The organism is Pseudomonas sp. TH15 (genome assembly GCF_016651105.1).
Taxonomy (GTDB): domain Bacteria; phylum Pseudomonadota; class Gammaproteobacteria; order Pseudomonadales; family Pseudomonadaceae; genus Aquipseudomonas.
Map to the genome: position 1 here is coordinate 951,141 of NZ_JAEKEL010000001.1, position 20,065 is coordinate 971,205.

Annotated in this window: 18 protein-coding genes and 1 pseudogene; 9 read left to right on the plus strand and 10 right to left on the minus strand. The window is 59.9% G+C overall.

Annotation, left to right across the window (positions count from 1 at the left end):
• Positions 1 to 69: 69 nt before the first annotated feature.
• Positions 70 to 1,035, minus strand: a complete 966-nt coding sequence (locus JFT87_RS04385; RefSeq protein WP_201199154.1) for a CobW family GTP-binding protein — start codon at positions 1,033 to 1,035, stop codon at positions 70 to 72.
• A 27-nt stretch (positions 1,036 to 1,062) separates the two neighbouring features.
• Here JFT87_RS04385 and JFT87_RS04390 point away from each other — a divergent pair, with 27 nt between their 5' ends.
• The gene (locus JFT87_RS04390) at positions 1,063 to 1,419 is read left to right on the plus strand and encodes an NADH:ubiquinone oxidoreductase (RefSeq protein ID WP_201199155.1); all 357 of its coding nucleotides are present in this window, start codon (positions 1,063 to 1,065) and stop codon (positions 1,417 to 1,419) included.
• 4 nt (positions 1,420 to 1,423) lie between these two features.
• Here the strand turns inward: JFT87_RS04390 and JFT87_RS04395 are convergent, their stop codons facing one another.
• Together JFT87_RS04395 and zigA are read right to left on the minus strand one after the other, a co-directional pair.
• Positions 1,424 to 2,092, minus strand: coding sequence for a DUF1826 domain-containing protein (locus tag JFT87_RS04395; RefSeq protein ID WP_201199156.1), 669 nt, complete (start codon positions 2,090 to 2,092; stop codon positions 1,424 to 1,426).
• Complete coding sequence (zigA, locus tag JFT87_RS04400) at positions 2,092 to 3,297, minus strand: zinc metallochaperone GTPase ZigA (protein ID WP_201199157.1); 1,206 nt, start codon at positions 3,295 to 3,297, stop codon at positions 2,092 to 2,094. Before zigA ends, JFT87_RS04395 begins: the two co-directional genes overlap by 1 nt.
• 223 nt (positions 3,298 to 3,520) lie before the next feature.
• Here zigA and JFT87_RS04405 point away from each other — a divergent pair, with 223 nt between their 5' ends.
• A complete protein-coding gene (locus JFT87_RS04405) occupies positions 3,521 to 3,898 on the plus strand; it encodes a glutamine synthetase (protein WP_201199158.1) in 378 nt (125 codons plus the stop codon).
• On the opposite strand, the gene JFT87_RS04410 is transcribed toward JFT87_RS04405, so the two are convergent.
• Positions 3,895 to 5,097 carry an N-acetylmuramoyl-L-alanine amidase gene (locus JFT87_RS04410; RefSeq protein ID WP_201199159.1) on the minus strand — a complete coding sequence of 401 codons (1,203 nt, stop codon included), beginning with the start codon at positions 5,095 to 5,097 and terminating at the stop codon, positions 3,895 to 3,897. The genes JFT87_RS04405 and JFT87_RS04410 overlap by 4 nt on opposite strands.
• An 84-nt stretch (positions 5,098 to 5,181) precedes the next feature.
• Here JFT87_RS04410 and folE2 point away from each other — a divergent pair, with 84 nt between their 5' ends.
• The 6 genes and pseudogenes from folE2 (at position 5,182) to JFT87_RS04440 (ending at position 10,389) form a co-directional block, all read left to right on the plus strand.
• Positions 5,182 to 6,081: a GTP cyclohydrolase FolE2 gene (gene folE2 / locus JFT87_RS04415; protein ID WP_201199162.1), complete on the plus strand. Its 900-nt coding sequence runs from the start codon at positions 5,182 to 5,184 to the stop codon at positions 6,079 to 6,081.
• Positions 6,078 to 6,746: a metal ABC transporter ATP-binding protein gene (locus JFT87_RS04420; protein ID WP_201199163.1), complete on the plus strand. Its 669-nt coding sequence runs from the start codon at positions 6,078 to 6,080 to the stop codon at positions 6,744 to 6,746. Before folE2 ends, JFT87_RS04420 begins: the two co-directional genes overlap by 4 nt.
• Positions 6,746 to 7,611 (plus strand): annotated as a pseudogene (locus JFT87_RS04425) (metal ABC transporter permease). Before JFT87_RS04420 ends, JFT87_RS04425 begins: the two are co-directional and overlap by 1 nt.
• A gap of 11 nt (positions 7,612 to 7,622) precedes the next feature.
• Positions 7,623 to 8,498, plus strand: coding sequence for a metal ABC transporter substrate-binding protein (locus tag JFT87_RS04430; RefSeq protein ID WP_201199165.1), 876 nt, complete (start codon positions 7,623 to 7,625; stop codon positions 8,496 to 8,498).
• Positions 8,495 to 9,055, plus strand: coding sequence for a gamma carbonic anhydrase family protein (locus JFT87_RS04435; RefSeq protein ID WP_201199167.1), 561 nt, complete (start codon positions 8,495 to 8,497; stop codon positions 9,053 to 9,055). The genes JFT87_RS04430 and JFT87_RS04435 overlap by 4 nt, the downstream gene beginning before the upstream one ends.
• Positions 9,056 to 9,057: 2 nt before the next feature.
• Positions 9,058 to 10,389 carry a dihydroorotase gene (locus tag JFT87_RS04440; protein WP_201199169.1) on the plus strand — a complete coding sequence of 444 codons (1,332 nt, stop codon included), beginning with the start codon at positions 9,058 to 9,060 and terminating at the stop codon, positions 10,387 to 10,389.
• A gap of 113 nt (positions 10,390 to 10,502) precedes the next feature.
• On the opposite strand, the gene JFT87_RS04445 is transcribed toward JFT87_RS04440, so the two are convergent.
• Positions 10,503 to 11,024, minus strand: coding sequence for a DUF3617 domain-containing protein (locus tag JFT87_RS04445; RefSeq protein ID WP_201199171.1), 522 nt, complete (start codon positions 11,022 to 11,024; stop codon positions 10,503 to 10,505).
• Between the two features lie 131 nt (positions 11,025 to 11,155).
• Here JFT87_RS04445 and cls point away from each other — a divergent pair, with 131 nt between their 5' ends.
• Positions 11,156 to 12,595 carry a cardiolipin synthase gene (cls, locus tag JFT87_RS04450; protein WP_201199172.1) on the plus strand — a complete coding sequence of 480 codons (1,440 nt, stop codon included), beginning with the start codon at positions 11,156 to 11,158 and terminating at the stop codon, positions 12,593 to 12,595.
• Here cls and cfaB read toward each other — a convergent pair.
• The 5 genes from cfaB to hflK (JFT87_RS04475) all read right to left on the minus strand — a co-directional run bounded on the left by cfaB (position 12,592) and on the right by hflK (JFT87_RS04475) (position 19,966).
• Entirely contained in the window at positions 12,592 to 13,776 is a 1,185-nt protein-coding gene (cfaB, locus tag JFT87_RS04455; RefSeq protein WP_201199174.1) for a C17 cyclopropane fatty acid synthase CfaB, read from the minus strand. The genes cls and cfaB overlap by 4 nt on opposite strands.
• Positions 13,777 to 14,002: 226 nt before the next feature.
• Entirely contained in the window at positions 14,003 to 15,913 is a 1,911-nt protein-coding gene (locus tag JFT87_RS04460; protein ID WP_201199176.1) for a heavy metal translocating P-type ATPase, read from the minus strand.
• Positions 15,910 to 16,968 carry a protease modulator HflK gene (gene hflK / locus JFT87_RS04465; protein ID WP_201199178.1) on the minus strand — a complete coding sequence of 353 codons (1,059 nt, stop codon included), beginning with the start codon at positions 16,966 to 16,968 and terminating at the stop codon, positions 15,910 to 15,912. The genes JFT87_RS04460 and hflK (JFT87_RS04465) overlap by 4 nt, the downstream gene beginning before the upstream one ends.
• The gene (gene hflC, locus JFT87_RS04470) at positions 16,965 to 18,005 is read right to left on the minus strand and encodes a protease modulator HflC (RefSeq protein WP_201199180.1); all 1,041 of its coding nucleotides are present in this window, start codon (positions 18,003 to 18,005) and stop codon (positions 16,965 to 16,967) included. The genes hflK (JFT87_RS04465) and hflC overlap by 4 nt, the downstream gene beginning before the upstream one ends.
• Positions 18,002 to 19,966, minus strand: a complete 1,965-nt coding sequence (gene hflK / locus JFT87_RS04475; RefSeq protein ID WP_201199182.1) for a protease modulator HflK — start codon at positions 19,964 to 19,966, stop codon at positions 18,002 to 18,004. Before hflK (JFT87_RS04475) ends, hflC begins: the two co-directional genes overlap by 4 nt.
• Between the last annotated feature and the right edge of the window lie 99 nt (positions 19,967 to 20,065).

Below are 20,065 nucleotides of genomic sequence, written 5' to 3' on the forward strand. Positions count from 1 at the left end.
GCCTGCGGCAGCTCCTACAGGGGGTACGCACATCCTGTTCCGGAGCTGCCGCAGGCTGCGATCTTTAATCTAATCCCTCCGACACCCCGACAACCCCCGCTGCAAACCCTCAACATCCTGCGCTTCAGCGAAGATCAGCTCGATTCGCGAATCTTTTCGCCATTCGCTGGGCTGCCAGATCAGCTCGGCATTCTCCAGGGCGTTCGCAGACACCCAGCCATTCCGGCTGTGGATAACCAGTTTGGCTCGCGTCCAATTGAGGCGGGTTAGCCAGTCAGCAAGGCATTGTTTGTCGAACGTCTGAACCGGATGCCAACGCCAACCAATGCTCCAGCCACCCTCCTGCGCCTGACTCAAGCAAATCGGCAGCGCGGCATCGGTCCAGATAGCCGGCATCTGCGCCAATCCCTTGGGGACGATGAAGTTATCCACACCGTTGAGCGCTTTTGCGGCCAGGCCCGGCAGCTCACTCAGAGGTAGTTGCGCCTGTTGCGTCCAGATCAACCTGACTGGCGGCAACTGGCTGGCGATTTGTGTACGGGCCGTGTCATCAAGACCTTCTGACTTGTTCAGCAGCAACAGACCCGCGCTGTTCAACGCCTCCTGTTGCGCCGCCGGCAGCGGTTTTCCGGCAGCTAGCGCCTGGGCATCAAGCACCAGAACACACGGCTGAACCGCCAGCACACCTTGCCACGGCGCCTCGCTCAACTGCCGCAGCAACTGGGCCGGATGCCCCAGCCCGGAGGGTTCGATAAACAACCGATCCGGCCGCGCCTTGCGCAGCAACCGCCCGAGGCCGATCTGAAACGGCGCACCATTCACGCAACACAAACAGCCGCCGGCCACTTCACCCAGTGCGATACCATCGCTGTCCTGGGTCAGCAGAGCGGCGTCGAGGCCGATCTGGCCGAACTCGTTGATCAGCACCGCCCAGCGTTCATTCGCCGGGCGCTGGGCCAGCAGATGCTTGATCAGGCTGGTCTTGCCGGAGCCCAACGGGCCGGCGATGACGTGGGTGGGAATGTTCTGCAACATGGTCGAAGTTTTCTGAGGAGGTAAGGGATGCGGTTGATGGGATTGTCGTTGCTGCTGGCGCTGGGGTCGGGCGAGGCGTTGGCCCAAGCGTGCGTAGTACATAGCACGGCGGAACGGCTCGACGTGAAAGTCTGCCAGCAGAACCGCAACATCCCGGAGAAACTGTTCGCCGACGGTTTCTGCCAGCCGAACCTTCCCGGTCAGAAAGTCGAGGTGCAATACGTCGACCAATGCCCCACCGGCGCCTTCGGCGTGTGCAGCAACGCCCAAGTCGCCAATATGCCTTACCGCCAGGATATTCACTATTACGGCGTGGCCACCGATGCGGCGTATTTGAAACCGTTTTGCGAGGCGCAGAGCCAGGGAAACTGGCTCAAACCTTGAGCCACTAGCTCAGCCAGTCGAGCGTCAGGATTAACCGGCGCTCGCCCGGCGCCGGTTGCGGCGAGCGGTGGATCAGACCGAAGCCTTCATTGCCATGCCACTTCTCCCCTTTTAACAGCGCCACGTCACCGCTGTTGATTTGCTGGATCTGCGACTGGGGTTCTGCCTCGGGTTTGCCCAGTTGCCGGCGATCCATCGCCCCTTCTTTCAGCCATTGGCTGCCAATGCCGGCGTAAGTGGTGATCAGCCGCACAGGTACGTGATCGACGTGAAAGCGTGGGCACATGGCAGTCTCCAGCACCCGAAGGCGCAGGCCGATGTGCTTGGCGCCGAGTAAGCAGGCGAATGCGCTGACCAGCCAGGAGACGTCGGTGATGAAGCCTTCGTAGCCTTCCAGATCGCTGAAGCCTGAGGCCAGTCCTTTGAGGTTGGGCTCGGCGTCTTCATTGGCGATGTCCAGGGACAGGGACTCCGCCAGTGGTTCGTTCAGGGACAGAAGTAAACTGGCGAAATCCGCGATGTGTAACGGGAGTTGGCGCCGCCAGACGGCGAGATTGGCGTCGTCGTGGAGAATTTTTGTCAGGACTTTTGGGGTTGCTCCGCGGTGTTGGCGTGGTGTCCGTACTGGCGCCTTCGCGAGCAAGCCCGCTCCCACAGGGGTGAGTGTGAGCATCAGGCGGCCTCTTCGTGCCAGGGGCCGAACGGGTCTGGCAGCAGGCGCCAGCCCTCGATGCCTTGGGCCATTTCATCGTCGGTCAGCAGGCAGCTATCGAGTTCGGCGGTGAGCTGTGCAAAGTCGATGTTCTGACCGATGAACACCAGTTCCTGACGGCAATCACCCGTGGACGCCGTCCAGTTTTCCATGATCCCTGCAGTGCTTTCTTCATCCTGCGGCCATTGGGTTTTCGGCACGAAACGCCACCAGCGTCCGGCGAAGCCATGGCGCATCAAGCCGCCGGCCTGTGACCAGCTACCGGCGTCCATGTGCTTGCTGGCCAGCCAGAAAAAGCCCTTGGAGCGCAGCAGTTTGCCGTTCACCCACGGACGGTCAATGAAGCTGAAAAAGCGCTGGGGATGGAATGGTCGGCGCGCGCGATAGACCGTGGAGGCGATGCCGTACTCGTCGGTTTCCGGCACGTGTTCGCCGCGTAGTTCCTGAAGCCAGCCTGGGGCCTGGGCGGCTTTTTCGAAGTCGAAGCGACCGGTGTTGAGGATCTTCTTGAGCGGTACTTCGCCCATGACCATCGGGATGATTTCCGCTTGGGAGTTGAGCCGCTCGAGGATCGCGATCAGTTCCTGACGCTCGCTGCTGCTGATCAAGTCGATCTTGCTGATCAGGATCACGTCGGCGAATTCGATCTGCTCGATCAGCAAGTCAGTGATCGAACGCTCATCCTCTTCGCCCAGGGTTTCGCCCCGGGACGCCAGGCTCTCGGCGGCCTGGTAGTCGAGCAGGAAGTTCATCCCGTCGACCACCGTGACCATGGTGTCGAGCCGGGCAACGTCCGCCAGGCTTTGGCCTTCTTCGTCGCGGAAGGTAAAGGTTTCCGCCACTGGTAGCGGTTCGGAAATGCCGGTGGATTCGATCAACAAGTAATCAAAACGACCGTCCTTGGCGAGTTTGCTGACTTCCTCCAGCAAATCTTCGCGCAAGGTGCAGCAAATGCAGCCGTTGCTCATTTCCACGAGTTTCTCTTCGGCACGGTTCAGGCTGACATCGCGCTGAACTTCGCTGCCATCGATGTTGATCTCGCTCATATCATTGACGATCACAGCGACGCGCAGATTCTCGCGATTACGTAGTACGTAATTGAGCAACGTACTCTTGCCAGCGCCGAGAAAGCCCGACAAAACGGTCACGGGCAACGCAGCTGACATTGGATAATCCTCATAAGGTAGTAGCCGATCAACGCTTTTGGTTGCGCATGACGTTTTCTGGCCGCAGGCGATGGGCTCGCAGAAGTTGAACGCTTGAAATCGGCCAGCTCAGGTTTGGCTAAAATTAATGTTATAGTATAACAACAAGAATAAGCCAGCCCTGCTCTTGCGCTAAATGACAAAGCGCTGGAATCTGCAATCAATCTGCTAGTCGGGAAATGTGTTGATGAATGCGCTGAAATGCTCGCTGGTGAGCCTTGCCTTGCTGATGACTGGCAACGCGTGGGCGCAGATGCCGACCCTGGCCAAGTGCACCCGCAGCGCCAATCTGCTCGCGTGTGTCGACCATGACGGCAACGCCTACAGCGTCAACACCGTCGGTAGCACGATTTATCTGCGCGGCTTTGAGGTGGCCGGCAAACGTTATTGGGCGCAGACCAGCAGTCGCTACGGGCAACTGACGTTTTTCACCGGCCTCGCCTCCGATGGCGAAGCCTGGGTCGGCTACACCCGCCGTGTTGGCTGGACCACCATCAATCGGTTTTCCAGCTCCGGGGGCAGCAGCGGCAAATTCACCTGTAGCCGGATTGCCGGCTGCTAGACCTGGGCTTTTTTCTGCTCCTGCTGCCAGGCAACGTAGCTGTTGAGCGGCGGGTTCTTCTGAAAATAGCGCTGTAGACCTTCGAACAAACCGTCAGCCACGGCTTGCTGATGCCGCGCGGTGACCAGCCGCTGACTGTCGCGGGCGTTCGAGATGAAGCCGGTTTCCACTAGGATCGACGGCACGTCCGGCGACTTCAGCACGGCAAATCCAGCCTGTTCCACGCGCTTCTGATGCAGCGTGGTGATGCCCGCCAGGCTGCCAAGCACGGTGCTGCCCAGTTGCAAACTGGCGGCAATGGTCGCGTTCATCGACATGTCGAGAATCACCCCGGCGAGCATCGGGTCCTTGTCCTTGAGATTGAGCAGGCTCGTGGCGCCTAAAAGATCCGCGCCGTTCTCCCGCTCCGCCATAAACCTTGCCGTGGCCGAGGTCGCGCCACCTTCAGACAGGCAATACACCGACGCGCCGGACGCTGTGAGCCGTGGTGCGGCATCGGCATGCACCGAGATGAACATGTCGGCGTTGTGTTTGCGGGCGATCTCCACGCGTTTGCGCAGCGGAACGAAGAAGTCGTCATTGCGCACCAGTTTCACGTCATAGCCCTTCTCGCGCTTCAGTCGCTTGGCCAGCAACTGCGCAATCGACAGCACCACGTCTTTTTCTCGCTCACCTTTGGCGCCGACCGCGCCTGGGTCTTTGCCACCGTGACCGGGGTCGACCACTACGATGATGTCGCGCTTGGGGTGAGCCTTATTCTCGGGTGTTTCACGTGGAACCATTGGCGCTACAGGCGCCTGTTTTGCGCTGACTAAATCCAGGACAAGGCGATATCCCTGGCCGTCCTGAGGCGCCAGAAGAAAGCTGTTCAACAGTACTGGATCACTCAGATCGAGAACAATCCGCGTATCACCTTGGCCGAACCGACCCGATCTGATTGACCGAATGACAGAGTCATTGAGCGACAGTTGACTGAAATCGCCAATCAGACTGGCGCCATTCAGGTCAATGATCAGTCGCTCAGGAGCGCTGAGCGTGAAGGTTTTGTAGCGCACCGGTCCGCTCAATTCGAAAACCAAACGCAGTTTGTCATCCGAGCGCCAGAGCCGCGCATTGCGGATTTGCGTAGCGGACACGCTAAAGGGCAAGGCGAATGCCGCGCCGGCCAGGATCAGATTAAGCAGATGGCGTCTGTGCATATGAAAGCCTGTTCATGAAAAAGGCATCGTGATTTGTATTGTTATAATGTAACATCGAATTTAATCAACACGATGGTTCCGAACATGAATTTGCTGTCACTCCCGGATATCGCCGCGCAATCCAATCGCCAAAACTTGCCGCTCGAATGGGTGGGCATGCGCGGCATTGCGTTACCTGTTTTGCTGGAAGGCCAACGCTTGAGCGCAAGAGCTGATGCGGGAGTGAGCCTCGATGACGGTGATGCGCGGGGCATTCATATGTCGCGGCTTTATTTGGCGCTGGAATCTCTTCAGCGGGAAAGCCTGTCTCCAATGGTTCTACGCCAAGTCCTTGAGGAGTTCCTCGATAGTCACGAAGGGCTATCCAACAATGCCTACCTGAATATCCACACTGATTTACTCCTGAAAAGACCGGCATTGGTCAGCCCGCTGTCGGGATGGAAAGCCTATCCGGTGACGATTTCAGCCCGTCTGAAAAACGATATGTTCCACGTGGAACTAAAAATAGACGTGCCTTATTCCTCGACTTGCCCGTGTTCCGCAGCGTTGTCGCGCCAACTCATCCAACAGCAATTCCTCGATGATTTCGCCAATACACCACTGCTGCATGCCGATGTTCTGGCCTGGCTCGGTTCCACAAAGGGCATCGTCGCAACGCCTCACAGTCAACGCAGCACTGCTCATTTGCAGCTGCGCCTGGATGACTATCTCGACGACTTGCCATTAATCGCCCTCATCAACGACGCGGAAGCCGCCCTCGGCACAGCCGTGCAAACCGCAGTGAAACGCGCTGACGAACAAGCCTTCGCCTTGGCCAACGGTCAAAACCTGATGTTCTGCGAAGACGCCGCGCGACGCTTGAACCTGGCCCTGAAACGCTCACCTGGTATCAATGGATTCCACGTCCGAGTCGTCCATGCCGAAAGCCTTCACGCTCACGACGCCGTGGCTGAAAGTCGCTGGAACTGGGAGGCAGCCGCATGATCCGCTGCCAATCCCTACGCTGGGGCGCGCCCGGCCAACCGCTCACACCCGCCGTGGATTTCGAGCTACCCAAAGGAAGCCTGACCGCCGTAATCGGCGCCAACGGCTCCGGCAAAAGTAGCCTGCTGAAAGTCATCGCCGGCCTGCAAAAACCACTGGCCGGCAAAATCGTCCTGGACGTTCCACGCAAGGGCGGTCTCTCGTTTCTGCCTCAACAACAACACCTGGACCGGCAATTCCCTATCAGTCTGCAAGAGTTGGTAGCCGCTGGGTTCTGGGGCAGCAAGCAATCTCCAGAGATCCGTAACCAGCGACTCAAAGCCGTCCTTGATAACTGGTGCCTGACCGGTCTGGAGCACCGCCCGCTGATGGCGCTTTCCGGCGGCGAACTGCAACGCGCCCTGCTCGCTCGATTGAGTCTCGCCGAAGCGCCTTTGCTGTTACTTGATGAACCCCACGCCGCCCTCGATGAACTCGGTCAGGAATTGCTCTGGAAAAATATCCACGCCTGGCATGCCGAAGGTCGAACCCTGGTCGTCGTGTGCCATGACCTCGCCGCCGTTCGCCAACACATCCCACAAACCCTGCTGATTAAAAGCAGCGGCTGCACGCTAGGACTCAGCACCGAACTAATCCGCCAACAACCCCAAACGCAGGTGGCCTGATGATCGCCGCCGCACACCTTTGGCAACCGTTCCAAGAGTTCGTGTTCATGCGCCGGGCATTGCTCGGCGGTCTGGTCCTCGCGTGCAGTACCGCGCCGCTTGGCGTGTTTCTGATCCTGCGCCGCATGAGTCTGATCGGCGATGCGGTCGCTCACGGCATCTTGCCCGGCGCCGCGTTGGGCTTCTGGTTCGCCGGCCTGAGTCTTCCGGCGCTAACGATTGGTGGCCTCGGCGCAGGCCTGAGCATGGCCGGGCTCGCCGCGTGGATCACCCGCCGCACCGGCCTGCGCGAAGACGCCAGCCTCGCCGCGATCTATCCGATCTCCCTGGCCAGCGGCGTATTGATTCTGGGGATTGCCGGCAAGCGTCTCGACCTCCTGCACCTGCTGTTCGGCTCGGCCTTGGCCGTCGACGGACCGACGCTCAACGGCATGTTATGGGTCTCGGCATTCAGTCTGATCGCCATGGCATTGATCTATAAAGCGCTGCTGCTCGACACCCTCGATCCGCTTTTTTGAGAACTGTCAGCCGCCTCGGCCCCCTCGCGCATGGTGTGTTCCTGATGCTGGTGGTGCTCAACCTGGTGATTGGCTTCCAGGCCATCGGCGCATTGATGGTGGTCGGATTGATGATGCTCCCCGCCGCCGCGTCGCGATTCTGGAGTCGCCATCTGCCAAGCCTGATCGGTATTGCGGCGATCCTCGGCTGCCTCTCGGTGTGGTTCGGTTTACTGCTGTCGTTCTACTACTCGCTGCCCAGCGGCCCGGCCATCGTGCTGGTGGCTGGCGGTTTGTATCTGCTGTCCGTGGTGTTCGGTCCGGTGCACGGCTTGCTGCGCCGCCCGCCTTTGCTCACATCCCAATGAGGTGTTTCCCGATGCGCGCTTTACTCGTGCTGTTCAGTTTGATGCTGTCGATGTCCGTGTCTGCCGCTGAAAAACTGCAGGTGGTCACCAGCTTCAGCATCCTCGCCGACATGACCCATCAGGTTGGCGGCGACCATATCCAGATCACCAACATGGTCGGCCCGGACGCCGATGCCCATACCTACGAGCCGACCCCGGACGATGCCAAAGCGCTGCTCCAGGCCAAACTCATCATCAAGAATGGCCTCGGTTTCGAGCCATGGTTGGATCGTCTGGTGACCAGTACGGAAACAAAAGCCCCGGTGATCAGCGCCAGCCACGGTGTAATTCCGCGCTCGCTGGATGAAGACGGCGAAACAATTCCCGACCCACACGCCTGGCACAACCTGGCGAACACCGAGTTGTACATCGCCAACATCACCAAGGCACTGATTGCCGCCGACCCGGCGAACAAAGCTGACTACCAGCGCAACAGTCAGGCCTACCTGAAACAGATCTACGCCCTGCTCGCCGAAGCCAAAGCCAAGCTCGGCTCGCTGCCACCGGGTAACCGCAAGATCGTCACCTCCCATGACGCGTTCGGTTATCTCGGCCAAGCCTACGGTATCGACTTCATCGCCCCTCAAGGTCTGTCCACCGAGCGCGAACCTTCCGCTGCGGAAGTGGCTGCACTGATCACCCAGATTCGCCAGGCCAAGGTCAAAGCGGTGTTCATGGAAAACATCAAGGATGCTCGCTTGCTGAAGCAAATTGCCGATGAAAGCGGTGCGCATATCGGTGGCACGTTGTACTCCGATGCACTCGCGGCAAGCGGCCCGGCCAGCACTTTCGCCGGGCTGTTCGAGTACAACCTCAACACCCTGTACGACGCGTTGAGCAAGCCATGATCCGAAAGAATCCCTCAGGTGATCTTCCGGTGATTGCGGAGTCCGCGTACGTGGATAAAACCGCGATCATCTGCGGCAAAGTGGTGATCGGCGAGAACGTCTTCGTCGGTCCCTACGCGGTGATTCGCGCCGATGAGGTCGATGCCTCGGGCGAGATGGAGCCGATCACCATCGGCGCCAACTCGAACATTCAGGACGGCGTGGTCATCCACTCCAAATCCGGCGCGGCGGTGACCATCGGCGAGTTCAGTTCCATCGCCCACCGCTCCATCGTTCATGGCCCATGCACCGTCGGCAACCGGGTGTTCATCGGTTTCAACAGCGTGCTGTTCAACTGCGTCGTCGGGAATGGCTGCGTGGTGCGGCACAACTCGGTAGTCGACGGCCGGGACTTGCCCGATGCCTTCTACGTGCCGTCCACTACGCGTATCGGCCCCGGCACCGACCTGTCGCAGTTTCCGCCGGTGAGCGTCAGTGCCTCGGAGTTTTCCGAAGACGTGGCGCGCACCAACGTCGATCTGGTGCGCGGCTACAAAGCACTGCAGAACGAGTTCTGACCATGAGCAGCGTGCTGATTCGCAATGCCCGGTTGGTGAACGAAGGTCGCGCGTTTGACGGCGACCTGCTGGTGAGCAATGGCCGAATCGTCAAGATCGCCAGCAGCATCGAAGGCGAAACGGCAAGCGTGGAAATCGACGCGCTCGGTCAGTGGTTGCTGCCGGGGATGATTGATGACCAGGTGCATTTCCGAGATCCTGGAGCGCCGGACAAGGGCAGCTTTTACACAGAATCCCGAGCCGCCGTGGCTGGTGGCATCACCAGCTTCATGGACATGCCGAACACCAATCCGGCCACCCTTACCTTCGAAGCACTCGCCGATAAAAAGCGTCGAGCGGCGATCAATTCGGTGGCCAACTACGGCTTTCACTTCGGTGTGAGCAACGACAACCTCGACACCGTTGCCGCGCTCAATCCTTGCGAAGTCGCCGGGGTGAAAGTGTTCATGGGCGCGTCCACCGGCAACATGCTGGTGGACGATCCGCGGATTCTCGAGCGGCTGTTCGCCGAGGTGCCGACGATTCTGCTGGCCCATTGCGAACACACACCGAGCATCGACGCCAACGTGGCCAACCTGCGGGAGGTGTTCGGCGATCTAATCCCTCCCGCCGCTCATCCGCTGATCCGTGATGCCGAGGCGTGTTATCGCTCCTCTTCACTGGCAGTGGAATTGGCCCGACGTCACGGCACACGCCTGCACGTTTTACACCTGACCACAGCGCGGGAACTAGCCTTGTTCGAGGACAGCCCCCTGGCGCAAAAACGCATCACCACAGAGGTGTGTCTGCATCATTTGTTGTTCGATGATCGTGACTACCCAAACCTCGGCAACCTGATCAAGTGCAATCCGGCGATTAAAACCCAAGCTGATCGCGATGCCCTGCGCGAGGCGTTGAACAGCAATCGGCTGGACGTTATAGGTAGCGATCATGCACCGCATACCTGGGAAGAAAAGCAGCAGCCTTATACTCAGGCGCCTTCGGGGTTGCCGTTGGTGCAACATGCGCTGCCGGCGCTGCTGGAACTGGTCGCGGACGGCGTGCTGCCCATCACTACGCTGGTGGCGAAGACCAGCCATCGCGTGGCTGACTTGTTTGCTATTCCTGATCGGGGATATTTGCGTGAGGGGTATTGGGCAGATCTGGTGTTGGTCGAACCGCAAACGCTGGCGGTGGAACGGCAGCCGATTCTGTCGCAGTGCGGATGGACGCCGTTTGCCGGGCGCAGCTTTCGGCATCGGGTAGGCACAACGATAGTGTCCGGGCAGATTGCGTGGCGGGAGGGACGGGTGAACGAGGGGTGTCGGGGGTTGGCGCTGAGGTTTATGCGCTGATTCAACAACCCTGTAGGAGCTGACGAGTGAAACGAGGCTGCGATCTTTTGATCTTGTTTTTGACAATCAAGATCAAAAGATCGCAGCGTGCCGCAGCTCCTGCAGGGATCGCATCAAGCGCGGGGTTTAACGGCGCCGCAATCCTGCCCCAACCACACCGCACGCGTATCGAGGCTACCCTTTTGCTGAATGCCGGTGGCGTTGAACGTACCGTTAACCTTGGTAGTGAACTCACGATCACTGAGGAACGTCGCCACACCCGCGCCTTGCGCTTTCGGGCAGCTGAAGCGGAATTTCCACTGGTTGCCGTTACGGTCGGTAATTTCCTGCTTGCAACCCGATTGCGGGTCCGTCAGCGGAATGTTGTCGGACGCCACCTGGGCTTGAGTCAGGCACGCCCGAATCCCTTTGCCGCCCATGGTGATGCCCTGCTTCTCCAGTTGCGCCCGTTGTTCCGGGGTCATCTGGCTTTGCAGCTGGCCAAGGATCAATTGCAGATCCGGCAGGTCCTGGTTATCAACCTTCATGTTGCTCGAGGTCAATTCCCACAAACCCGGCTGCAGCATCTGCGCCTGAGCGGCCACAGGAAGGGACAAACCAAGGGCCATGGCCAAACCCAGCAGACGAACGTTCATCGAGTAACTCCTGATCAATAGTGGCCGTTAGACGTCAGCCATGTGCTTCGGTTCATGGGCCAATTAAATAGCGACATTCTGCACGGAACATGGTCTTTTACGCATTGAATCTTCAGGAGCAAGGTTGCCCCATGGATTATTTTGGACCGCATATTTTCGGTTACATGATTGCGCTACTGCACTCGCTGGGCCTGATCGCCGCCATCCACGCCGTGTTGACCGTTCGAACCGCCCAAGGCTCGATCGCCTGGGCCCTGTCGTTGCTGTTTATTCCCTACCTCACGCTTATTCCGTACCTGGTCTTCGGTCGTAGCACCTTCGACGGTTACATCAAGGCCCGGCGCCAGGCCAACGAAGAAATGCGCAAGGCCATTTCCGAGCTGAATTGGCGACCCTGGGTCGAAGAAGCCCTGACCGCTCGCGCGTCGAATGCCTACGCGTCCTTGAGGGCGATGCCAAAACTGGGGCGCATGCCGTGCCTGGCTAACAACGAAGTGCGCCTGCTGATCAACGGAACAGCCACCTTCGAGGCGATCTTCGATGCCATCAACCACGCAAAAGAAGCGGTGCTGATCCAGTTTTTCATCATCCACGACGACCGGCTCGGCCAACGCCTGCAAACCCTATTGCTGAAAAAAGCCGCCGAAGGCGTGGCGATTTATCTGCTGTACGACCGTATTGGCAGCCACTCGTTGCCCCATAGCTACGTGCAGCCGTTGCGCGATGCTGGCGTCGAGATCAAGGCGTTCGCCACCCGCAGCGGCTGGCTCAACCGGTTCCAGGTCAACTTCCGTAACCATCGCAAAATTGTCGTGGTCGACGGCGTGCTGGGTTTCGTCGGCGGCCACAACGTTGGTGACGAATACATGGGCGAGAAACCGCCCCTGGCGCCATGGCGCGATACTCACGTGCAAGTGCGCGGGCCGGTGGTGGCCAGCATGCAGGAATCTTTTGCTGAAGACTGGTTCTGGGCCGCGCGTTCACTGCCGCCGCTGATCCTGCCGGACGTGTACCCGGACGACGGCGTGCTGTGCCAATTGCTCGCCAGCGGCCCGGCGGATTCCTACGAAACCTGTTCGCTGTTCTTCGTCGAAGCCATTCACGCGGCGACTGAGCGGGTGTGGATCACCAGTCCTTACTTCATTCCGGACGAAGCGGTATTCGCCGCTTTACGCCTGGCGGTACTGCGCGGTGTGGACGTGCGATTGCTGCTGCCGTCGCGCCCGGATCACCGGATCGTCTATGCCGCGTCCAGTCTCTACGCGTTCGAAGCCGTTCGCGCAGGCGTGCGGGTGTTCCGTTATCAGCCCGGATTCCTGCATCAGAAAGTGGTGTTGATCGACAGCGAAATCAGCGCCATCGGCAGCGCCAACCTGGACAACCGCTCGTTCCGGCTGAATTTCGAAGTGATGTTGTTGACCGTAGACAGCGTGTTCGCCGCCGAGGTGGAACAAATGCTCAACGATGATTTCGACCAGGCCCACGAGATCGCCAAAGAAGAAAGCCGGGAGACCCACCGCCTGCAACAAGTCGGCATGCGGGTCGCCCGGCTGATTTCACCGATCCTTTAAGGCGTGTAGATGTCGTCCCGGGTCCAAGGCAGTTCATGACTGCCGTCCGGGTGTGCTTTCACCGCGAGGATCTGGTGCAGGTTGATCCAGCCTTTGGCGAACGCGTAAGCGCAACCGGCCAGGTACAGCCGCCAGATCCGTAGCGTCTGTTCCGGCACCTGTTTGGCGGCAGCTTCCAGGTTGTCTTCCAGGCGTTCGCTCCAGTGATCGAGGGTACGCGCGTAATGCAGGCGCAGACTCTCGACATCGACGATTTCCAACCCCACTTCGCTGATCTCGGCAGAGATCATTGAAAGGTGTGGCAGCTCGCCGTTGGGGAACACGTACTTCTCGATGAAATCACCGGCACCGCGTCCGACAGGTCGGCCGTCAGTGTGCTTGGCGGTGATCCCGTGGTTCATCACCAGACCTCCCTCCTTCACCGCGCCGAACAGGACCTTGCAGTACTCGGTCAGGTTCGCATGGCCGACGTGCTCGAACATGCCAACGCTGACCACCTTGTCGAAACGCCCGTCCTGCGGCAAATCGCGGTAGTCGAGCAGTTGCAGTTCAACCAGATCTTCCAGCCCTTCTTCTTTAACCCGTTCACGGGCCAGGGCCAGTTGCTCTTTGCTAAGGGTAATACCGAACACCTTCGCGCCGAATTCCCGGGCCGCATACCGCGCCAACCCGCCCCAGCCGCAACCCACATCCAGCAAGTAATCGCCCGGTTGCAGGCGCAGCTTGCGGCACAGATGCCGGAATTTGGCTTGCTGGGCTTGTTCCAGCGTCTCGCTGCCGGTCTCGAAATAGGCGCAGGAATACGCCATGTCGCTGTCGAGCCACAGCTGGTAAAACGCGTTGGAAAGGTCGTAGTGATAGGAAATCGCTTTGGCGTCGGTTTCCTTGTCGTGGACGAGGCGCACCGGCTGACTGTCGGCGTCACCCAACATGGCCTGGCTCCACTCATCACAGACGCGGATTACATCGCTGATTGAGCCTTCCAGCTCAAGTTTGCCTTCGACAAATGCCGCCCCCAACAAGTCGAGGCTAGGATGGGTGAACTGGGAAACCAGTTGCGGGTCCTTGACCACAATAGTGACGCTGGGCGTCGGCCCCAGATTGAATTCATGGCCGTCCCAGAGTCGCAGGCGAAGCGGTAGCTGCAGATTCTGTAAGGCCGGTGGAAGTTGCGCGAGCATGGATAATCCCCCTTATTTCAGACGTCTGATCTGAGGGTAGACCATCTTAGAAAATTAGCTGGCTATCGAATTAATAGCCTTTTTCTATAACTCGCGGCGCTCGAGACAGCCGTCGCGACCTAAAAAACAAATGGCCCACACCTAGATGACTACGATGTGGGCGCACAGTTCTAAAAAGTTGCTGGCGCCGTAAGCTCCCGGTTTAGAGCCTTCACTCGCGGCGGACTCAAACTTCGTCTTTGAGCTTGAGCAAAGGCTCCTGAAACCGCAGCAAACGCCCGGCGTTGCCCAACACCAGCAAGGTGCTCAGGTTGTGCAGCAACGCCGCAATCATCGCTCCCGCCGCACCCAGCCAACCGAAAGCTGCGAAGGCGACAATCGCCAAGGTCCAACCCAGGCCGATGATCACGTTCACTTGCAGCGTTTGCCGGCACTGGCGACTCAACCGTACACAGGTACCGAGCCGACGCAGGTCGCTGCCGATCAGCACAATGTCTGCCGAAGCCAGCGCGATATCCGCGCCGCCGGCGCCCATGGCCACACCGACAACACCGGCCTTCAGTGCCAGGGAATCGTTGATGCCGTCACCGACCACCATCGGCCGGAAGCCACTGCCGATTTCCGTCAGTACACGATTGAGTTTGTCCTCGGGCAACGCCTGAGCTTCGACATCGCTGATACCGACATCCCGAGCCAGTGTATGCGCGACACTTTGTCGATCGCCCGTGAGCAACAACTGCCGACCCAAGCCAAGCTCGCGCAACTCGTTCAAGGCAAAGCGTGCTTCAGGTTTGACCGTGTCCGCCAGCAACAGCCAGGCGAGGAATTCACCGTCAAGCGCCAGCCCAGCGATCGGCCCGTCGTGTTCCGGAACGGCCGAAGTGTCGATGCCCAACTGCGCAAACAACTCCGGACGACCGAGTGCTGCCTCGCCCTGCTCCGTCATTGCCACCACGCCCAGCCCTTGGCGTTCGTGAATGTCCGAGAGCAGCAGGAAATGCTCCTGAGTGACCAGGCTGGCCAACGCACGGCTGACCGGGTGACTGCTCGCCGAACCAAGACTGGCGGCGAGTTTCAGCACGTGGCTGCGATCCTCCAACGGGCTATCGATGGATTGCAGACGCAAGGTGCCAAAGGTCAGCGTCCCGGTCTTGTCCACGACCAGTGACGTCAGGTCCGCCAGCTCTTCGAGGAACGCCGAGCTGCGAATCAGAATCCCGTGACGCGCCGCTACTGCTACGCCGGCAATCGCCGTGGCCGGTGCCGACAGCACCAGCGCACACGGGCAAGCCGCCACCAACACCGCCAACATTGCCTGGGCATCGTTGGTGACAAACCAGGTCACTGCCGCCAGCAGCAACACCAACACCATATAGCTGCCAGCGTAACGTTCCAGCAAACGGGTGATTGGTGGTTTGGAACGCTCGGCGCTTTGCATCAGCGCGATCACTTTACCGAGGGTCGACTCGTTGCCAGTGCGGGTCACTTCAATGCGCAGCAAGCCATCGAGGTTGATCGCACCGCCGAATACCGCCATGCCGACCACCGCTTCCAACGGCACCGACTCGCCGGTGATTGATGCGGTGTCGAGACTCGCCTGACCGGACAACACCCGACCATCCGCCGGTACTCGATCCCCGGCGCGCACCTCCACAATGTCACCAGCCTTGAGCGTGCCGTTGTCGACTTCGACAATGGCGCCGTCCGCCTGAAGCTTGCGCGCATGGCTGCGGGTCAATTTGCCGAGGGCGTGAATCGCTTCCTGGGAACCGATCACACTGCGCTCTTCCAGCACATGGCCGAAAATCATGATGATCGGCAGCAACGCTGCCGTGAGCAAATCACCGGTGGCCCAGGCACCGAGCATGGCCAGGGCGATCAGTTGATCGGTGATCCCGTGCAGGCTCGGGTAGCGCAAGCTGTACCAGGCCGAACGCATCACCGGCACAGCGACCAGTACCGAGGCGAATCCCAGCAGCAATTGACTGACACCGGTCTGCTCCGGAGAGAACCAGCGCCAGATCAGACCCAACCCGAGCAAGCCGAGGGCGAGCATCGCCAAGGTCAGTTGGCGCGCAGCGCTGCGTTGCTCAGCCGAGGACAACATGCTCGGTGCGGCGGCGGTGTGGGCAGTCATTGTGCAGCTCCCTGAATGATCAGGCGGGAATCGTCTTTCGGATCGACCGTGGTCACCGAGCCAGCCTGACCGAGAATCTTCGGCATCCGCTCACGGTAAATGCGCAGCAACATTTGCGGGTCAGTGCCCTGCTGTTGCGCCTTGGCCAGGCTCAGTACCGTCGCGGTATCCGCCGAGGCTTTGGCCAGTCGCTCGCTCGCTTGGGCATGCGCCACTTGCAGGGCACGGTCGGCTTGTTCGTTGGCGGTCTGAGTGAGTTTCTCGGCTTCGGTACGTGCGTTGGCTACTGCTTTGTCGGCTTGCTGACTGGCGGTCAGCACGGCGTTGAATGCGTTTACTGCCGGGCCGGGCAGACTCGATTGCACGTCGACGCGAGCAACTTCAATACCGATTCCCTGCCCCGTCGCCGTCAGTTCGGCGAGGCGTTGGTTGATGCCTTGCACCAGATCACCGCGCAAGCGTTCACGACGTTCGGCAGCCTTGTTATCGGCGCCGATCAGTTCGGGACGTGCAACCAGAATGGTGTCCAGATCGCGCGCGGCGGTGAGCGCCACGGCGCTGCGAGTAACCAAGCGATCGAGTGCCGGCAGCACATGTTCGCCCTGAAGGACGAAGGCGTACGGCTCGGTGACTTTGTAAAACACCCGCACATCCAGTTGCACCACGCCGGCATCACCGGTCAGCAGATAACCGGAGCCCGCCAGTGCATCACTGAGCGGAGTGGCAAACGTGGCGACGCGATCAGCCTGCAACGCCACATCGCTGCGCAACAGATTTTCCACTCGACGCTCGATGACCCGATCCGCCGCCGGCAACAAAATCACCTGCTCAAACGGACGCGGCCACGCCAACAACAGACCGGCATTCTGGACGCGACTCAGGGCTCCAAAGTGTAAAACCACGGCACGATTCTGCGGGTCGATCTGCCGCACATTGGAGAACGCCCAGGCCAAAGCGGCCAGCACTGTCACCGCGTACAGCGCCAGAAAAGCCAGACGCCCGGCCTGAATCCAAGGGCTGCTTAACTCATTTGTTCCACGTGGAACCAAATTCATGGCTGCGACCCGGACTTGTTATCGAGGCTCGGCGGACCGTCAACCAACACCCGGAATGGTGCTGCATCGGTGCGCAAAATCAGTTTGGTGCCCGGCGAAACGATAGTGCCCAAGGTGTCGAGTGAGCGCAGCAGATTGTAGAGCTGCGGCGATCCAGCGTAGGCGCGGCCGTAAATCTGCGCAGCTTCAACGCGAGATTGCGCTTCGATGTCAGCAGCCTTCACCGTGGCATCGGCCTGCACAATTCGCGCATCACGTTCGGCGGCGGAACGGATTTGCGCGGCTTCGCGTTTGCCTATCGCGGTACGTTCGGTGGCGATTGTTTCACGCTCAGCGCGCATACGATCGACCGTAGCGGTGAGTGTCACCGACGGCAGCGTCAGTCGTTCAATGCCGACTTGCAGCACTCGCACGCCGTAAGTGGTCAGCAACTGTTGATCAATCTGCTGACGCAACTGCGCTTCGAACTCGGCAATGTGCACCTGGTTGGCGTCAGTGTTGACCAGGTTCGCCAGATCAAAACTGCTGGCCGTGGTTTCCAGTGCCGAGCCAACAAAGGTGCGAATCTGCCGCGCCGCTTCATCGGGCTGGTTCTGCACCGCGCGCATGAAGCGCTGCACATTGTCCGGATCGCCCTGTACCTGCCACGCCACATAAGCCTGAACAATGATGCGCAAACCATCCCGGGTGCCGACATCCTGCAAACCGCTGGACGTTGTGCGCAAGCGCAAGTCCACGGGGATTGCCGCCTCGAACGGTGCCGGCCAACGCCAGCTCAGCCCCGGCTCAAGCAACACCCGCGAGGGGTTGCCGAAACGGGTAATCACCGTGGCCTCCCCCGAACGCACTTGCACCAGGCTCGCTGCTGCGATGGCAAACGCCACCAGCAACGCCGCCCAACCCATGCGCCGCCACGGGAATGGACCGGCCTCCTGCGGATCACCGTGGTGATGATGGTGATGTCCGTGATGATGCCCGCCATGGCCGTGATCGTGGCCAGTGTGGTCATCGTGATCGTGAGTATGCGACTGGCTCAATGGGAGGCTCCTGGCTGAGCGGTATTACGCGCCGGCGCAGGGTCAGCCGGCAGCGTGAATGTACGGAGGTCGATGGTCGGCGCGTTGCTGCTGCCGCCCAGGCGATGATCGAGAACCAACAACTTGGCGTTGGCCAGGCCCTGGGTCAGTTGGCTGAAGTATTGCTCCAGCACAAAAGCCTGGCCGGCGCTGGCGAAGGCTTTGCGTTCGGCACTGAACCGAAGGTCGGAAGCCTGCGCCGCCGCATTGATTTCACGGGCGCTTGCAGTGGCTTGATCGCGAGCAATGCTGGCCTGCAACTGCGCCTGGTTGGTCGCCTCCGCTGCCGCACCGCGTTCACGAGAGATCAACGCTTGAGCGCCAATCTGCGCCGCTTGCACCGCGTGATAAGCATTGGCAGCACCGGCCGGCGGATGAATCGCTTCAACCACCGTGGCGAGAATTTCCACGCCGCTGTCGAGTTTTTTCAGGTCTGCCTGCACGGCACGGCCGATCTCTTCGCCCAGCCCTACCCGGTCTTCACCGAGCAAACCGTCGAGGGTACGCGAAGCAAAGTCGTGCACCAGAATTCGGCTGGCGGTGCTGCGAATCAGCGTCGGCACATCAGCGCTGTTGTAAGTCGCGGCCAACGCGTCTTTATCGGTCAGGCCAATGCGATAGACGAAACGCACGTCCATGTTGACGATCTGGAAGCTCTGCTTGTCGGCACGGCTGCTGGCAATGACTTGGGATTTGTCATTCACATGGCTGGCGTCCCACAAGCGATTGGCAATCGCCGGGGCCGGGCCTTCCGCGGGCTCAGCCACCACCGGTGCCGATGCTTCACCGACGCTGGTGGCCAACTCGTGGACCACGCCGTTCTCGACGCTCAACACTCGGCCCAGCGGCCAGGGCAAACCGGCGTGCAAACCTGGGCCGAAGACTTCCACCGGTTTGCCGAAACGTTCGTAGATACCGCGCCCTTGCAGCGCAATTTCGTGAATACCGGTGAGTGACCAACCGACAATCGCCACCACCGCCAACACCGGAAAAAACGCCCGGCGCATGTAAGTGAAGGCCCAGATTTGCCGCAGGTCGATGCCGAAGCGGTTGTGCAATTCGTGCTGCAACGCCAGCAACGGTTGTGGCGGCCAACGCAGCATGTCAGCGACAAAGCTTCGCGCCAGCAACGATGGTTCAAGTTGTTCACGCTGCGGACTGAACAGCGACAGCACCGCACGCAGCAGCAATTCAACGGCCACCAGCCCCGGCAGCAAGCCGATCAGCACCGCCAGACGGACCGGCCAAACCGAGGTGTCATTGCCGAACAATAAACACAGCGCGCTCAGCACCAAACAGATAATCGCCACACGCGTCATTTGCGCGAGTGATCCTGCTTCCGGCCATTCGGCGAGGTTTTCCTGGGCCAGTTGACGTTCCAGCACCAACAGACCAAAAGCCAGCAACAACGCCGATGCCGCGCCGACCGTGGCAGACACGCCAACAGCCGCCGGGGTTAAGGCGAGATTCCACACTTGTTCGATGCTCAGCAGCACCAGCAGCGACCAACCGCCCAACCACAGCGTCGCCGCACCGATCTGGCCGAGCACATGCGCGCTACGCCGGCTCAGACGGTCCAGCAACCGTTCGTACCAGCCGTGCGGCTCGGTCTGTTCTTGCACAGTCGTCTGCGGAGCCAGCACGACGGGATTGAGCGCGTGCGCGCGCCAGCGCGTTAGCCACCACGCCGACTGCAACCCGGCGACCAGCACCAGCAACGCCGCACTCTGATTGACCAGCAGCGGCAACCAGATTGATTGCGGGGCAAACAGCCCGACAAAAAATGCCAATACCCAGGCCGCCCCGGCCAACGCACCGAGCCCGATAGCCCAGCGGCGTAAGCGCTTGGCCTGCGTTGCCGCCTGTTGAAAGCGCGGCAGCCCGCTCACTCGCGTGCCATCAACCTCCAGATCAACTTGCATATCACCCCGAAATCATTGATTCACCCTGCATATCGTTACGATATAACGAAAAGCGTGAAATATTCGTACACAATTGCCCTTATTCAAAGACGCTCGACC

Bases quoted from the DNA above. Each gene is read 5' to 3' on its own strand.
- cls (WP_201199172.1), top strand. From the start codon at position 11,156: ATGGATTATTTTGGACCGCATATTTTCGGTTACATGATTGCGCTACTG.
- JFT87_RS04435 (WP_201199167.1), top strand. From the start codon at position 8,495: ATGATCCGAAAGAATCCCTCAGGTGATCTTCCGGTGATTGCGGAGTCC.
- JFT87_RS04440 (WP_201199169.1), top strand. From the start codon at position 9,058: ATGAGCAGCGTGCTGATTCGCAATGCCCGGTTGGTGAACGAAGGTCGC.
- hflK (WP_201199182.1), bottom strand. From the start codon at position 19,966: ATGCAAGTTGATCTGGAGGTTGATGGCACGCGAGTGAGCGGGCTGCCG.
- JFT87_RS04430 (WP_201199165.1), top strand. From the start codon at position 7,623: ATGCGCGCTTTACTCGTGCTGTTCAGTTTGATGCTGTCGATGTCCGTG.
- zigA (WP_201199157.1), bottom strand. From the start codon at position 3,297: ATGTCAGCTGCGTTGCCCGTGACCGTTTTGTCGGGCTTTCTCGGCGCT.
- JFT87_RS04460 (WP_201199176.1), bottom strand. From the start codon at position 15,913: ATGACTGCCCACACCGCCGCCGCACCGAGCATGTTGTCCTCGGCTGAG.
- JFT87_RS04385 (WP_201199154.1), bottom strand. From the start codon at position 1,035: ATGTTGCAGAACATTCCCACCCACGTCATCGCCGGCCCGTTGGGCTCC.
- JFT87_RS04420 (WP_201199163.1), top strand. From the start codon at position 6,078: ATGATCCGCTGCCAATCCCTACGCTGGGGCGCGCCCGGCCAACCGCTC.
- cfaB (WP_201199174.1), bottom strand. From the start codon at position 13,776: ATGCTCGCGCAACTTCCACCGGCCTTACAGAATCTGCAGCTACCGCTT.
- hflK (WP_201199178.1), bottom strand. From the start codon at position 16,968: ATGAATTTGGTTCCACGTGGAACAAATGAGTTAAGCAGCCCTTGGATT.
- JFT87_RS04445 (WP_201199171.1), bottom strand. From the start codon at position 11,024: ATGAACGTTCGTCTGCTGGGTTTGGCCATGGCCCTTGGTTTGTCCCTT.
- JFT87_RS04390 (WP_201199155.1), top strand. From the start codon at position 1,063: ATGCGGTTGATGGGATTGTCGTTGCTGCTGGCGCTGGGGTCGGGCGAG.
- JFT87_RS04395 (WP_201199156.1), bottom strand. From the start codon at position 2,092: ATGCTCACACTCACCCCTGTGGGAGCGGGCTTGCTCGCGAAGGCGCCA.
- folE2 (WP_201199162.1), top strand. From the start codon at position 5,182: ATGAATTTGCTGTCACTCCCGGATATCGCCGCGCAATCCAATCGCCAA.
- JFT87_RS04410 (WP_201199159.1), bottom strand. From the start codon at position 5,097: ATGCACAGACGCCATCTGCTTAATCTGATCCTGGCCGGCGCGGCATTC.